The organism is Paraburkholderia adhaesiva, assembly GCF_021390575.1.
Taxonomy (GTDB): Bacteria; Pseudomonadota; Gammaproteobacteria; order Burkholderiales; family Burkholderiaceae; genus Paraburkholderia; species Paraburkholderia adhaesiva.
On sequence record NZ_JAJEJQ010000004.1, the window covers coordinates 324,833 to 338,483 of the forward strand.

Below are 13,651 nucleotides of genomic sequence, written 5' to 3' on the forward strand. Positions count from 1 at the left end.
TGGTATCGCAGTTCGCAACGATTTTGCTCTGTTGCTTGCCGCCCAAAAAACACGACAACCGTTATGGTTCGGATCCGCGAGAACACAAGGAAGTGACGATGTCACGTTGGTCGCAGCTTGCCGCCTGCCTGACCTTTGCTTGGATTTTCCTCAGTTTTGTCCTTGTCGGAAGCGACAGCAGTACTTCCGATCTAATCAATTGGGCCGTTGTCGCAATCTACGTCGCGCCAGTAGCCACACTGTGGTTTACATACGCACTCCGGCTAAAGTTTATAGCGGGCCGCCGAGTGCCGAATAGACGATGAACTGCTGGCGTGTTGATTCTGGTGCTATCAATCCCGTTCAACAAATGAAACTATGGCACGCGAAGGATGACACAATACTGACGCCGTTGGGTGGTGGAGCGCAGCTTCGGCTGGCTGAACCGCTTTCGCCGGCTCACGCGAGATTACGAACGCCTGCCCGAGACACTGGCGGGGTTTCAGTTCGTGATCTTTTCCGTTCTGATGCTCGTTCATTTCGCAAACCTGACGAAAAGTGCCTAACACACGGTCTAGCCCCGTGACGCCGTCGGCCAAGCCACTTGCGCACAGTCGGAGCCGTTACCACATCGCTCGCAGCAGCGTCAGTCACGCTTGCGTCTTGTTCGGTGATTTCGAGGACCATTTCCAGTCGACGGGCAAAAGTGAGTCGGGCATTCTTATGGCCGTTCATCCGGCTGATTTCCTCGGTTCTGGGTGTTTGGCGACTTCCAGTTTTCCAGATTCAGTTCGGATGAACCATACATACAACCTATTGAAGCTTCACACCTAGATCGTTGCCATGAACACGCCGACCGTCATCCGTCGCTATGCGTTGCCACTTTTGCTTGCATACGGCGGTTTCGCGTACGCGGATACCAGCCCGCCCGAGCCGGTCGACGCGCCGGCGCCGCTTCTGATCCCGGTGTGCGCCCAGACGCTCTATCACGCCTGCGGGCTGGTGGATCGCCATGGCAACTGGGTAGTTGAGCCCGCGTACGGCCAGTTGTACGCCAGCGGTAAGCTATGGGTGGTCGAGCGTGAATCCGGCCTGATGGGCCTGCTCGATGCCAACGGCAAAACTATCATCCAGCCTTCCCTACAGAGCATTGGCCTCTTCAGTGAAGGTCTCGCGCCGGCCCAGCGCTGGGGCAGCGATAAGTACGGCTACATCGATGCGAAGGGGCAATTCGTGATCGCGCCCGATTACACCTCCGCCGGTGGTTTCTCCGGCGGGCTGGCGGTGGTTAGCACTACAGTGGATGATGAGATGGGCGTGATTGATCGGCAGAACCATCTCGTGGTGCCATTTGGGCAATACGATCACGTGGACGCCTACGCCTACGGTCTGGCCACGGTACAGCGGGGTGGCGACTGGGGCGTCATCGACGCGCACGGCAGGCTCGTGCTGCCACTGCGACCACGCCAGAACCTGGTCGTGATCGGCCCCGATCGGATCCTGGCGGTGACCGCATCGTCGCAGCAGACCGGAAGTAATCGTTACGCTCTGCTCGACGGGCAGGGCCATGAGCTGTTCGCGGTAGCGGGCCAGAACGCGGTGATCCAGACGCCCACAGAGGGTTTGTCGTTTTTCACCGATGCCCAAGGTCGTACCGGCGTGCTCGACATTCAGGCAGGCCGCATTGTCATCGCACCGCACAAGGACTGGTCCAACAGCTGGCCGTTTTCCGACGGCGTAGCCTGGGTCAGCCTAGCCGGTGGCACTGGCGACGAATCGGTCTACGTACTGATCGACCACCACGGCAAGGATCTGTTGCGCCGCACCGGTGGTGGCGTCACCTATTTCCATAATGGCGTTGCCGCGGTGAGTGACAAGGATGATCACTGGGGCCTGATTGACCACAGCGGGCGCTTCGTGCATACCATGACATACAGCGGCAGCGCGCCAGCGTGGGAATGGTCCGAGCAGACGCCGCGCGATGGCGACGCGCTGAAGTTCACCCAGTCCAACGCACAAGATAGTTCCGACAAGACGGTGTGGATCGATGCCAGAGGCCAGACAATTGCCAGTGTGGAGCCACAGGCTTGTGGTATCGAGGCGGTGCGTAATGCAAAGGGCGACATCGTGTGGCCGCGGAACCTCGGAGATACCTGCACCGCCAAGGCGCAGGCGGAAGGCAGCCAGGCAGCCACCAGCGCAGGCGTGCAGGCGGTGTTGTTAGAGGCCGCGCAGCGCAAGCTGCAACTGGCGAAGGAAGAAGATCGCCGCCACGGCTATGAATTCGGCCCGTCGTCATCGGGCGACATCCTCGTGCCGCTGGACACCGTCTGGCAGCACGGTCCGGCCAGCATCAAGCTGGACGGGCCCGCTACATTCGAACTGCCAAAGGGCTATCACTACCTGTCGCCTGAGGCCGTGCGCAGATTGCCCGATCCGGTATCGCCAGGCGGGGGGCTGTCGGTGGCCCTGCTCGCGCCTGAGGATGGTCTCTGGGTCGGGCGCCTGGTGGTGGCGCAGCAGGGCTACGTGCCCAGTAAGGGCGCACAGCTTGATGCGCAGAAGCTGAAAGAGGCGATCAACTACTACGGAACGCGTTTCGATATCCGCGCCTCGACGGGAATCGAGCACAACACGTCAATAGAGTGACTGGCCAACCCGACGTGGGATGCGGCGAAGCATCGCCTGAACTGGGGCTATCGCCTCACCGACATAGGCTGGCCAGCAGGCGGGTTCCAGTTCGACAGACACGCCGAATTGAACAGCGTCACGCTGGGACGCCGCGACGTGGTCGCTCTGCAAATCACCATGGACGGCTTGGAGCAGGACGACCAGCAGATCGTGGCAGGCCATCCGTTGGAAGCACTGGCTGACGGCATCCATTTCGACCCCGGCGCACGCTACGAAGACCACCAGGCTGACGACCCCGCGGCGACGCTTGGTCTGGAAGGCTTCATCACCGGCCCCAAGCCCGAGAAAATCAAGGCCTCAGATGAGGCCATCCAGCAAGGTATCGCGCACATGAACAAGCAGCGCGATCTGAATATTTTGGTCTCGTTGGGGCGCGGGGCCGTAATGCTGTTGATGCTGGTGGGGGTATGGTTCGCGCGTCGCCAGCTCAAGGCGACGCAAGGCAAGCAGTCAGGCGAAGGGAAGTGAATCTGATATCGAATTAGAGGGTGTTTAGAAAATTCTGTTAAGGATTGCAAAGTGGACAAGCATAAGCACGGAGAATGCGATGAAGTGTCTGCCGAACTCTTCCCATCCAGACGCCTGAATCGGCATGGCGGATTGATTTTTTGATCGCCCTTCTGGGCATCAACGTGAGGTATTTTTTTAAAAGGAATTTGATTGGCATGCACAACGTACAGCGCTTCTTGTTCGCGACTATCTTTTCCTTTGGCGTTTTCGCTACGATTGCAGGATGTAGCCAGACTCCAGCCCCATCTGCGGAAAAAATGCGTCCAGCAGCGCCTGCAGATCTCCAATGGACTTTAACTAAGCCGATGCGGACAACACGCTATGGACACCTGGCAATTTCGCTTCCGGATGGCAAAGTACTGGTAACTGGCGGTTTCGGTGGAAAAGGTAGCGGTGATGTCCTGAGTTCGGCGGAGATTTACGATTCTATATCCCAGCGATGGTCGAACACGGGCGTCATGACAATTCCCCGTTTCGCTACCAAAGCCGTCCTGTTACTCGATGGTAGGGTGATGGTCGCGGGCGGACAGTCTATTGAGACCCTTACTGACGGAGGTGGATCGTTCACCACTCTTTCATATGATGGCGTCGCATCTGCTGAAGTGTATAACCCCGCGCATAAGGCGTGGTCCGCAGTCGAGCCAATGTCTGTCGGACGTCTGGGTCATACGCTTACCGTATTAAAAGATGGTCGAGTACTTGCCGTTGGCGGTCGTAGTGCCACTGATGACGCGTTGGATTACAAAATTTTTGATTCTGCGGAGCTGTTCGATCCCGCTACAGATAAGTGGATGATGACTAAGAGCATGACCACACGACGTATTTGTCACACGGCCACGTTATTGCCGAATGGTAAGGTGCTTATCGCGGGAGGGCGAACCTGACGACCCACCTATGACAACAAAACAGGGAGTTCATCGGCGGAGCTATATGACCCGGCCAGTGGCACCTGGATTCCGGCCGCCAACATGAGCGTGCCTCGCTGCGGTCACACGGCAACGCTCCTGCCATCGGGCAAGGTGTTGGTAACGGGCGGCGAAGATGACGAGAAGGCCAACGCAGACGCAGCAGTCGCCGAAGTCATTAAAGAGAAAGGTCCCGATGCCACGTCGGCTGACATCGGTGCGGCGTTCAACAGCGACACTCGGCCCTACTTGAATTCGGCGGAGGTCTATGATCCAGTCACGAACCAATGGTTACCCACGGGGCACATGAACAACGCTCGGTCGGGGCATAGAGCGCTCCTATTGTCTAACGGAAACGTGCTTGTTACGCGAGGTCGCGACAGCAGAAGCCTAGATCTTGATTCGGCCGAAATTTACAGTCCGGCGAAACGCTCTTGGATTACTACGGGTTCCATGAATGATGTGGTAGGAATAGGGGCCACGCTTTCGTTGTTGCCCAATGGCAAGGTTCTTGCGGCGGGGGGAGATAGAGGCTATATAGAATCCAAGCCTGGCTTTAGAGAGCGACTTGCACGGGGAATCTATAGGGAAGGAGATTTCAATGATAACTCTGCCCTTTCCGCAGCCGAGTTCTTAGATTATTGACTCTTGCCTAATATTTTACGAATGCTGCGAACTTTGCGCCATCGCTTTTTGTGCGATGTTTGGTCAGCCGCCCTCGGCATTTCGCCGCGGCACTGAGGGATGGCGTTGCATCCTCCAGTTGCTGATCGATCTGGTCCCCACGGCCTCTCTGGAGGCCGCCGGGGCGCTTCCCGTGCCAGCTGTCTTGCCTCCCTCTCTTCGCGCCTGATGCCGTTTCTGGGTGAAGCACGCTGGCCCGAAGGGGGTGAACCGCCCCGGGTTTTGTGGAGGCTCCAACTCTTGAGAGAATGGAGCCATGAACAAGAAGACAACCAAGTTTTCCCCGGAAGTGCGCGAGCGCGCAGTGCGTCTGGTACGCGACCTTTGCTTCAGCAAGGGCTTTTCCAACACGGTTTGGAGTTTGAGGCTTAACTGAGAGGGAATGCGTCGGAAAAGCGAAGCTGAAATGAAGGGAACGATTGCTGACGGCGAGGCTCGCGAACGGCTGATCATCTGGATCCGCCGCCGTATGGCCGAGTTCGGTATTTCCATCGAGGCGCTACGAGGCGAAGTTGAACACGGAGAACGATGAGATTGCCGACTGGCTGCTGCGTATCACGGGCTGCCATCGCAACTGGGGCTTTCTGCTGTGCTACTTCTACCTGCGTAACGTGAAGGGATTCGGCTGGAACCACAAGCGCATTTACCGGATTTACCGCGAGCTCGAACTGAACCTGCGTATCAAGCCGAAGAAGCGCCTGGTGCGGGAGAGGCCACAGCCGCTGTCGGTGCCGCAGGCCATCAATGAGGTGTGGTCGATGGACTTTCTATGGTCCACCCGCAAATCGCAAGCGCAGACTGGTGGCGGTAGACGACTCGCGTTTATCTATCCGGCCTGTAGTGACCCGGGTACAAATGGGTCTGGCCTGCATGATGTAGTCGCACGCCTCCGTCCCAATTAATGCATCGGCATGTTGACTGCCGGAAGTCCAGACGGGTTTGGGGAGGCGACGGTTGGTCGTTTGCGCCATGCTGTTTCGCTGCGCGAGTTGCGGAAGGTAATTGCGATCAGGATGCCCGCCGGTCCTCAGGCGCGGTACCGTAGCTGAAATTCACTGCCACGGCGCATGACAGCCCATGCAATGCGGACGAGCTTGTTTGCGAGCGCGCAGATCGCAATGTGTATGTGCCTGCGGTCGGCGAGTTGAAGCAGCCAACGCTGGATCGGGTCGTTGGGGTGCTTATCTTTCCATACCCATAACGCTCGCGCTCCCTGCACGAACAGGCGACGCAGATAACTGTTGCCTCGCTTTGTGATGCCCAGCAGGCGTGGCTTGCCGCCGGTTGTGTGCTGCTGGGGTACGAGTCCCACCCAGGCCGCGAGATCGCGAGCCCGCCTGAATGTCGATGCGTCACCGATAGCCGAAACGATGGCAGTCGATAGCCGGACGCCAACGCCAGGAATAGTCTGAAGGCGCCGGCAAAGCTCGCTCTCACGAGACAGACGCGTGATCCGGTTGTTCATCTGCTCGAGGGTTGCTTCCGTGCTGTTCCACATATCGAGCAGCATGCGTCCGAGGTCACGCATCATGGGCGTCAGTCCCGAGTCATCGTTCTCGAGTAGCGTCGGCAACGTGGCGCGCAAAGCGTAGAATCCCTGTGCGATCTCGATACCGCGATCGAGCAGCAGCCCACGAATCTGATTCGTCAATGCGAGGCGCTGCTGGAGCATCCGCTCACGGGCACGATGCAGAGCCTGCACATCCATCTGTTCCTCTGTCTTGACTGGCACAAACCGCATGGTCGGGAGTCTGACAGCTTCTGCAATCGCCTGGGCATCGTTGAAGTCGTTCTTCTGGGACTTGACGAACGGCTTGACGTAGTGGGCTGGCAAGAGCCTGACTTCGTGTCCAAGGATCTGGAATTTGCGGGCCAGATACTGCGATCCGCAACATGTTTCGATACCGACAAGACATGGCGGATGTTGTGCCATGAACTGCAGTAGTTGGCTGCGGCCGAGCTTCTCGCGCAACACGACTTTACCGCTGCCATCACAGCCGACGATGTGAAACCAGCGCTTGCCCAGGTCGATCCCTAAAGTTACCGAGTTCATGGCAGCCTCCGTGGTCACTGTGCCGCTAGGATAGAAGAAGCGGGTGGACCATACCATTAATGCATGACCAGCTGGTTGACGGGCGCAGTATCCGGACGCTGAACGTGATTGATGATTTCAATCGCGAGGCGCTGGGCATCGAGGTAGATTTCTCGCTGCCATCGGAGCGGGTGATTCGCACGCTGAAGCAGCATATGGAATGGCGAGGCAAGCCGAAGGTCATCCGGTGCGACAAGGTACTAACTGCAAGTGCTTGTCAGAGAAAAGGCGACAGTCATCCTGACGCTATCAGAAATAGCGCTGTCGTTAAAAGAGCATTCAACGCTTCCCAGCCAGTTCCGCGTTCAAAGGGCGTGACAGCTCAGCATAGTAGAAACAAGATCCGGGCGACGTGCGCCGGTCTTCACTGTACTTAAAACAGCTTGAGGGCCCAGCGGAAGGTCCGAGCATTATCTACGAGGTCAGTGGCGTAGCCCCTGCCTCAACGGCCCTACTGATAGGGATCGATCCGCTGGGTAAGCTTTGTTCGTGAAACCGTCGATAGGGCTGGCCCGTCTTAACGATGCTGTATGCAACGCGGGCCATCTTCGCTGCGACAGCAGTCAGCGCCTTTCGGCGCAAGTCTGCATTTCCCGGATCGGGGCGAATGTATCGATCATATTTGTCTTTGAATGCGTTCTCGCGAACGCGAATTGCCACCTGCCCGGCCAACCAGAATGCCAATCGCAAACGAGCGTTTCCACGCTTTGAGAGCTGCTCCCGACCGCGTTGAGTACCGGATTGTTGTTTGGCCAAATCGAAACCACAGTATTTGAGAAACTGTCGGTGATGAGCAAAACGCCTGATGTCACCGACTTCCGCCAGCACGGTCAGCGCAATGATCGGACCGACTCCCGGCAGGCTTATCAGTTGCTCGTAATCTTTGTTGGAGGCCAGAACCTGTTCGGCACGCTGCTCAAGATCTCGACGCAAATCGTTCAGATGCTGAGCCTGCCGCAGCGATATACGAAATGTTTCGACAGCCAGACAATCCGGGGCATGTGGCAAAGCGGCAGAGTGCTCTGCCATATGCCAGATCTCCGTTAGTTTGGCCGTCTTCTCGACCTTTCTGCCGACCAAATCCCAGGCCTGGCGAATGAAGGCGTCCCTGGTAAGCTGACGGACATGAGCGGGTGTGGGAAATTCCAGCATGAAGCGGAGCCACCATTCGATACGCGTGGTCTGCCAATACCGGTGCATCTCGGGAAAATACAGTGGCAGATGGTGATTGACGATTGCGTGCAATACCTTGGTCCTTGCGCGGGTAACCTGATAGTAGGTTTTGGACAGCTCCTGCAGGTCATGATGTCCCGCGACCATTGGATCGACGTATCGCATCACCAGCCCATGTTTGAGCATCTCAAGGATGACCGATGCGTCCTTCGGATCATTCTTGTCCCACGAATTGAACTTCGCCTCCCGATATCGAGCTTGTGCGACTGAGGACACAATCACAACATCAACGCCGGCGACGAGCAGACGATGTGCAAGGGCGCGGTGATAGTCCCCTGTGGGTTCGAGTGCGGCACGCCACGGACCAGGCCTCGCACGGATAAACTCCACCAGGCGATCAAAGTCCGGTGCACTGTTACTCATCCGGAATCGTCGCTGCTCGCCAGTAGACAATTCAATGAAAACGGCGTTCGAGCGCCGCGCTATATCGACGGCTAGCAAGTGCGGTTTGGTCGTAGTATCCATAGTGTCAGCCATCTTGGCGTCCTCCTCAGGTCCCAGAGAAACCTCAGGATGCCTGGTGTCTTGTTTGGCTGACAATCATTCTGCACTTACTACGGCCCGGAATATCTGAGCGCGGCCATCGTGACGTGGACGCACAAGCAAGGCATCCGGCTGGAATACATCGAGCCGGGCAAGCCGCAGCAGAACGCGTATATCGAACGGTTCAACCGGACCGCGCGATACGAATGGCTGTCGCAGTATCTGTGGGAAGACCGGGAGCAGGTTCGCGAAGCGGCGGCCGACTGGATGTGGACTTACAATCACGAGCGCCCGAATATGGCATTGGGCGGTTTTACCCCGAAGCAGCGGCTGGCCATGGCCGCTTAGTTTCTACTTCTGCCTACCGTGGAAAACGGGGGCATTACCCGGGCTTCCGTCCTCCGATTCCTTGACGAGGTAAAAATGATCGCCCATGGATCGAATCGATTTGTCAGGAGTAGCTGCTTTGTGCAGTTCCGCATCGGTTGGATCGTAGTTCAACGTATAGGCGACGCCAGGCGATAGCGGTACCGCATCCAGCCCCCAACTCCAGCTTTGAAAGGCGCGCCCATGAGAAGGCGAGAAATGGAGCTCCATCTCGTGCGGGTATTTGACCAGGAGAAAATGAAGGCGTTCGGAGTCCAAGCCCATGGCCAACAGACCCAAAATCAAAGCCCCGGTAAGCAACGGCCCTGCAAAAGCGGAAGCGGCGCGACGCCATCGACGACGAACCGCGTTCCATATGATCCCGACAAATAACGCAATCAGGAGTACAGGTAGTAGAAGAACTTGGACAAGGAACATGCATAGCATCCATTTACCGAACTCCCACAGTGCGAAGTTCAGTACGGCGAATCCGAGCCACCATGCAAGATGGAGCATTGAAAATCGGTCAGCGACCGTAGAGGGTGAAGCAGTGTTCGATGGCATCGAATTCATAGCAGGCTGCTCAAGAAAACGAGGCGTCGTCTACAAGGCCATGTTTCTCGTTGTAGATATTTGGGATTTGCCAAGACAACCAATGAATTGTATTAGCCGAGCCACGCCGCCCGTTCTAGTCGCATTGGTACACCACACGGGCGCGGTCAAACCGGCGCGCCACGATGTCTTGCTCGCGCATCATGACGAAATAGGCTCCCGGGCCGGCTATGCCCGCGTGCCGGTCTACGCCGATCTGGAGAACAAGATGCCAATCCTTTGCGGATGCCAACAGTGCCTCGGCTTCCTCGGTCTCCCATTGCGTATAGGTCAGACCGTGGTCCGCCCACTCGCTGCGCGCTTGCAGGCCGTTCTGCAACGGCTGCGGGAAGCCGCCCAGTTGATGATTGTTCCGGCAGGCCATGTCCGGCCTCCCGAACTGGTCAAGCCATTCGTCATAGGTCTCGTACAAATCATCGTCATCGAACGAGAATGCATCCCAGGACTTGTCGTTGAACGGCATCGGGGTTAAAACGCATTGTGGTGTAATCGCCGCTGCCCGAAAGACGCACGACCATTCATCATCCGAAATCGAAGCGAGGGCCGCCGGCACTTCCAACCGTGCTAACTGAGAGGTGTCAGTGGTATCCCACATCACCAACCAGCCCACCGAATCATCAGGGCAACAGCTGTCAGCCATTTCCCACATGTCGTAAAACACGAGCAGACGCCCTTCGTCAGGAAGCGAAACGTCAAACCCCGGCTCTCTTGATAAGGTAGCCAGATCAAACTGGCCAAAGAACGCCATGGGAAACGGCTGGGTCACTGCGTCTGCTCTTGCCCTTCGCTCGGCACTTAGACGTTCACACAGCGCAGGCGTCCTCCAAGAGATCTTCTTGTTCGATTCCATAAGAAGGCGTTCCGCTTCTTGACGATGATCCTCTGCCTTCCGGATAGCATCTGGATAAGCCGGTCGCCTAGGCCACGTGGTGCCATATGGCAAGTCGGGCCGCCCGCCGATCTTGGAAGCCCCCAGTGGAATAGCGATTTCGTCCCTCGCCTGGGTCGTCAACAGGATCGCGGGACGCGCCTGCGCGGCCAGCCGGTCCACAAGGTGATCGGGCAAGCCTGTCTGGGCAAGCGAGCGACGGAACGACGCCACATCTGTCGGAAGAGCTACGGCGGTCATGCGCATATCTCTATATGTTGCAGTAAACGACAGCGGGGCTCGGATCCACCATGTCGCCGCCGAGCACGTCCCATGCTGGCTGGTTGGCGGGGTGGTCGGGCTGATAGATCAGCGTGAGGAGATGCTGGCCCCAGAGCTGCAGGCCCACATACCCGGCGGCAAAATCCTGCTCGCGAGACCGCCATGCCTGCAACGATGCAGCGCGGCTGCACTGTGGGCATGGCAAGGCCGTCTGTCCCTTGGACGCCACCGGCGCTTTACACCAGGCAGTCAGCGCATCGTCCAGCCGCCCAGTGGCCTCGCCACCCAGTTCGATGTCTGTGTCGCAATGAGGGCAACTCGCGCGGAATCCACCCTCAAAATTGAAAAAGAGTCCTTCTCCGCTGGGCTCATCGACGGCGTCAGGCTGCAAGGTGATAACGCCCGCGGCATCGCTTTGCCAATGGAATCCGACGACATGGATTTCGATCCCCGTTACGATGGGATAGATATTCGAATTCTTACCCTCGTGCCCACCTACTACGATCCGAGAGCCACCGGGAGGATGATTCGGCAGATCATTGAGCCGATCAAAGCCTCGGTAGTCCTCTCGCACCGGAAAGGCTGACCTGGACAGGCAAACGTCCGAACGAAGCGTGGGCAGGATCACGCCATGGTCAACGAGGCGTCGGTAGCACTTCCATGCCACGTCGTAGGCGGCATCCCATGACACCTTGGTGTCTACCAAGGAGGTATAGAGGTGGCCTCACTCGTTCGGACAGTCATCTGAGATTTTTAAGTGGAACGTCCGAGGCAATCATGCTGCCGATTTGATCGCAGGCAGCGTCGCGAAGTATGCCTCATCCGGGGTCTGATCCGCCAGGCTCGAATGGGGCCGTTTCCGGTTGTACAGCTCGACGTATTCGCCGATGGAGCGCCGGGCATGGCTGACCGACTCGTACGCTTTCAGGTAGACCTCTTCGTACTTGATGCTGCGCCACACCCGTTCGACGAACACGTTGTCGCGCCAGGCCCCTTTGCCGTCCATCGACAGCCGCACGCCCCGGCTCAGCACCGCCTCGGTGAACGCGCCCGCCGTGAACTGGCTACCCTGATCGGTGTTCACGATGTCGGGCAGTCCGTAGCGGGCGAACGCCTCTTCCAGCGCCTCGACGGCGTGCGTGGCTTCCAGCGTGATGGCGACCCGGTACGCGAGAATCTTGCGGCTCGCCCAGTCCACCACTGCCGTCAGGTACACGAAGCCGCGCGCCATCGGAATGTACGTCGTGTCGAGGGCGAACACCTGATTGGCACGCTCGATCTTCATGCCGCGCAGCAGGTACGGCCAGATCTTGTGCTGCGCGTTGCGGCGGCTCGTGTTCGGCTTGCAGTACAGCGCCTCGACGCCCATGCGCTTCATCAGCGTGCGTACGCGACGGCGACCCACCTCATGGCCTTCCCGGCGCAACAGGCGCGCCAGCATCCGCGCCCCTGCAAATGGGAACTCCATGTGCAGTTCGTCGATTCGCCGCATCAGCAACTGATCGACCTCGCTGACCGGCTGCGCCCGGTAATATGCGCTCGATCTCGCGATGCCAACCAGTCGCGTCTGTCGCGAAACCGGCAGCGCATGCGTACAGTCAATCATCGCTTTGCGCTCAGCAGTCCGGCTTTGCCGAGCGCTCCTGACAAAAAATCGTTCTCCAGCGTCAACTGCCCGATCTTCGCGTGCAGCGTTTTCACGTCCACCGGCGGATCGCTCGACGGTGCACCTGTCGCACCAAACACGTCTGCCGCACGCTCCTGCAACTGCCGCTTCCATTCCGTGATCTGGTTCGGATGTACATCAAACTGCTGTGCCAGTTCGGCCAGCGTGCGCTCACCTTTGACCGCTGCCAGTGCCACTTTCGCTTTGAACGCCGCTGAGTGCGTCCGTCGGGTTCTCTTCGTCATTTCCTCGGTTCCTTTGCCAGCATTATCGCTGGCTCAGGCCCCGGCCAAACCACTTATCCGACTGTCCGAATTTGCGCGGCCACCTCTGTATTGCGATCACCCATAGCATTTTCTCAAATGGATCAACAAAGCTGAATGCCGGCGACGGCCAGACGCGGTTAAACCTGAAAACGCAGCCTTCGATTCGCGCAACGCTCACGGCTTCATGGCGTCACGATCTCGTAGTCGTCACCCAGCGTCCGTCCATGACGATCCTTTTCGGATCGAAGGAGTTTTGTTTGAATGGTCTGACCGGCGAGTTGGACCGTGGACGGCGCTTGGATACTCCGCTTTCCCCGGCCTGAGGTGACCACTTGGCCAAGCAGAACGGCTTCGGATGCGTTGTTACTTGTATAAGTCGTATGAATCAGGACGCGCCCCGTGCGCGCGACCAGAATGACGTACCACGTGCTTCCATAGATGCTGACCAAAGGCGCCTCGCCATAAACGAGGCGAGCGACGCCGGTTCGAGCAATCCCCACGTGGGTTTTGAGCAGCCCCAAAAAGTAAGAGCCCGAGATATCGGCGCGTGCAAAACTATCTCGGAGCGCCGCCTGTTGATGCGCGATGCACTCCGCCAAACTATCGAAGTCAGACGGTTGGAATGATGCTGGTGGGAGATACAACGTATCACCCCGATCATAGTCTCCCGCATAGGCGTATCTCGGCAGGCCGCTGGTATCGAGATGAAGGCCAAGGTCGCGAACGACCGCGTTCTCATCGCGAAGATAGGGCGAAAGATTATTGTAGTAGCGCTCGTAGTCGATAGCGGCGAGGTCGATGCCCCGATATCGATACCGGATATCTACGGCCGAGGAGCCAGCCTCATTGGGATCGAAAGGTCGCGCATAAACGACGAATTCGCCATTCGGACATGAAATCTTCGCCACCGGCTGGAAGTTCCTGGCGCGCGACAGCGCGGGCCACGCCAAGAGCATCACCGTGAGAATCATAACTACTGGGCGCTGTTTCGCAGCTTTACCAACGTTGTCCACA

The 13,651-nt window shown here is 57.9% G+C and carries 12 protein-coding genes and 5 pseudogenes; 10 read left to right on the top strand and 7 right to left on the bottom strand.

The genetic code is table 11. The features are described 5' to 3' along the window. Positions 1 to 386: 386 nt before the first annotated feature. Positions 387 to 545, top strand: a pseudogene (locus L0U80_RS29335) (transposase); the annotation flags it as partial. Here L0U80_RS29335 and L0U80_RS29340 read toward each other — a convergent pair. Beyond that, positions 529 to 714: pseudogene (locus L0U80_RS29340) on the bottom strand (IS481 family transposase); the annotation flags it as partial. The pseudogenes L0U80_RS29335 and L0U80_RS29340 overlap by 17 nt on opposite strands. A gap of 108 nt (positions 715 to 822) precedes the next feature. Between L0U80_RS29340 and L0U80_RS29345 the strand changes: the two are divergent. The 6 genes and pseudogenes from L0U80_RS29345 to L0U80_RS29360 all read left to right on the top strand — a co-directional run. Then, complete coding sequence (locus L0U80_RS29345; RefSeq protein WP_233874570.1) at positions 823 to 2,628, top strand: WG repeat-containing protein; 1,806 nt, start codon at positions 823 to 825, stop codon at positions 2,626 to 2,628. Further along, a complete protein-coding gene (locus tag L0U80_RS29350) occupies positions 2,629 to 3,138 on the top strand; it encodes a DUF2167 domain-containing protein (protein WP_267955034.1) in 510 nt (169 codons plus the stop codon). 140 nt (positions 3,139 to 3,278) lie between these two features. Further along, positions 3,279 to 4,064, top strand: coding sequence for a Kelch repeat-containing protein (locus L0U80_RS29355; protein WP_233874572.1), 786 nt, complete (start codon positions 3,279 to 3,281; stop codon positions 4,062 to 4,064). Positions 4,065 to 4,148: 84 nt separating this feature from the next. Then, the gene (locus L0U80_RS31890) at positions 4,149 to 4,730 is read left to right on the top strand and encodes a Kelch repeat-containing protein (RefSeq protein WP_373322335.1); all 582 of its coding nucleotides are present in this window, start codon (positions 4,149 to 4,151) and stop codon (positions 4,728 to 4,730) included. A 445-nt stretch (positions 4,731 to 5,175) separates the two neighbouring features. Continuing rightward, positions 5,176 to 5,301: a hypothetical protein gene (locus L0U80_RS31615; RefSeq protein WP_267955039.1), complete on the top strand. Its 126-nt coding sequence runs from the start codon at positions 5,176 to 5,178 to the stop codon at positions 5,299 to 5,301. Then, positions 5,267 to 5,539: pseudogene (locus tag L0U80_RS29360) on the top strand (IS3 family transposase); the annotation flags it as partial. The gene L0U80_RS31615 and the pseudogene L0U80_RS29360, both read left to right, overlap by 35 nt. Positions 5,540 to 5,796: 257 nt before the next feature. Here L0U80_RS29360 and L0U80_RS29365 read toward each other — a convergent pair. Further along, positions 5,797 to 6,879 carry an IS110 family RNA-guided transposase gene (locus tag L0U80_RS29365; protein WP_233874576.1) on the bottom strand — a complete coding sequence of 361 codons (1,083 nt, stop codon included), beginning with the start codon at positions 6,877 to 6,879 and terminating at the stop codon, positions 5,797 to 5,799. Between L0U80_RS29365 and L0U80_RS29370 the strand changes: the two are divergent. After that, a pseudogene (locus L0U80_RS29370) lies at positions 6,867 to 7,055 on the top strand (DDE-type integrase/transposase/recombinase); the annotation flags it as partial. The gene L0U80_RS29365 and the pseudogene L0U80_RS29370 sit on opposite strands and share 13 nt — an antisense overlap. A gap of 220 nt (positions 7,056 to 7,275) precedes the next feature. Here the strand turns inward: L0U80_RS29370 and L0U80_RS29375 are convergent. Further along, complete coding sequence (locus L0U80_RS29375; protein WP_233874579.1) at positions 7,276 to 8,571, bottom strand: IS110 family RNA-guided transposase; 1,296 nt, start codon at positions 8,569 to 8,571, stop codon at positions 7,276 to 7,278. An 81-nt stretch (positions 8,572 to 8,652) separates the two neighbouring features. Here L0U80_RS29375 and L0U80_RS29380 point away from each other — a divergent pair. Continuing rightward, positions 8,653 to 8,925: pseudogene (locus tag L0U80_RS29380) on the top strand (transposase); the annotation flags it as partial. Positions 8,926 to 8,928: 3 nt separating this feature from the next. On the opposite strand, the gene L0U80_RS29385 reads toward L0U80_RS29380, so the two are convergent. Both L0U80_RS29385 and L0U80_RS29390 read right to left on the bottom strand, forming a co-directional pair. Further along, entirely contained in the window at positions 8,929 to 9,459 is a 531-nt protein-coding gene (locus L0U80_RS29385) for a hypothetical protein (protein ID WP_233874581.1), read from the bottom strand. Positions 9,460 to 9,631: 172 nt separating this feature from the next. Further along, positions 9,632 to 10,684, bottom strand: coding sequence for a YwqG family protein (locus tag L0U80_RS29390; RefSeq protein WP_233874583.1), 1,053 nt, complete (start codon positions 10,682 to 10,684; stop codon positions 9,632 to 9,634). Here L0U80_RS29390 and L0U80_RS29395 point away from each other — a divergent pair. Beyond that, a complete protein-coding gene (locus L0U80_RS29395) occupies positions 10,683 to 11,291 on the top strand; it encodes a hypothetical protein (RefSeq protein WP_233874585.1) in 609 nt (202 codons plus the stop codon). The genes L0U80_RS29390 and L0U80_RS29395 overlap by 2 nt on opposite strands. Before the next feature lie 189 nt (positions 11,292 to 11,480). On the opposite strand, the gene L0U80_RS29400 is transcribed toward L0U80_RS29395, so the two are convergent. Beyond that, a protein-coding gene (locus L0U80_RS29400) for an IS3 family transposase (RefSeq protein WP_373322092.1) occupies positions 11,481 to 12,616 on the bottom strand; the annotation gives its coding sequence in 2 pieces (ribosomal slippage) (positions 11,481 to 12,361 and positions 12,361 to 12,616; 1,137 coding nt in all). A gap of 203 nt (positions 12,617 to 12,819) precedes the next feature. Continuing rightward, positions 12,820 to 13,650, bottom strand: a complete 831-nt coding sequence (locus L0U80_RS29405) for a hypothetical protein (RefSeq protein ID WP_233874587.1) — start codon at positions 13,648 to 13,650, stop codon at positions 12,820 to 12,822. Position 13,651 lies beyond the last annotated feature (1 nt).

What these genes read in the sequence shown, in the direction of transcription:
- L0U80_RS29345 (WP_233874570.1), top strand. Translation starts at nt 823, where the DNA reads ATGAACACGCCGACCGTCATCCGTCGCTATGCGTTGCCACTTTTGCTT.
- L0U80_RS31890 (WP_373322335.1), top strand. Translation starts at nt 4,149, where the DNA reads ATGAGCGTGCCTCGCTGCGGTCACACGGCAACGCTCCTGCCATCGGGC.
- L0U80_RS31615 (WP_267955039.1), top strand. Translation starts at nt 5,176, where the DNA reads ATGAAGGGAACGATTGCTGACGGCGAGGCTCGCGAACGGCTGATCATC.
- L0U80_RS29365 (WP_233874576.1), bottom strand. Translation starts at nt 6,879, where the DNA reads ATGGTATGGTCCACCCGCTTCTTCTATCCTAGCGGCACAGTGACCACG.
- L0U80_RS29375 (WP_233874579.1), bottom strand. Translation starts at nt 8,571, where the DNA reads ATGGCTGACACTATGGATACTACGACCAAACCGCACTTGCTAGCCGTC.
- L0U80_RS29385 (WP_233874581.1), bottom strand. Translation starts at nt 9,459, where the DNA reads ATGCTCCATCTTGCATGGTGGCTCGGATTCGCCGTACTGAACTTCGCA.
- L0U80_RS29395 (WP_233874585.1), top strand. Translation starts at nt 10,683, where the DNA reads ATGCGCATATCTCTATATGTTGCAGTAAACGACAGCGGGGCTCGGATC.
- L0U80_RS29390 (WP_233874583.1), bottom strand. Translation starts at nt 10,684, where the DNA reads ATGACCGCCGTAGCTCTTCCGACAGATGTGGCGTCGTTCCGTCGCTCG.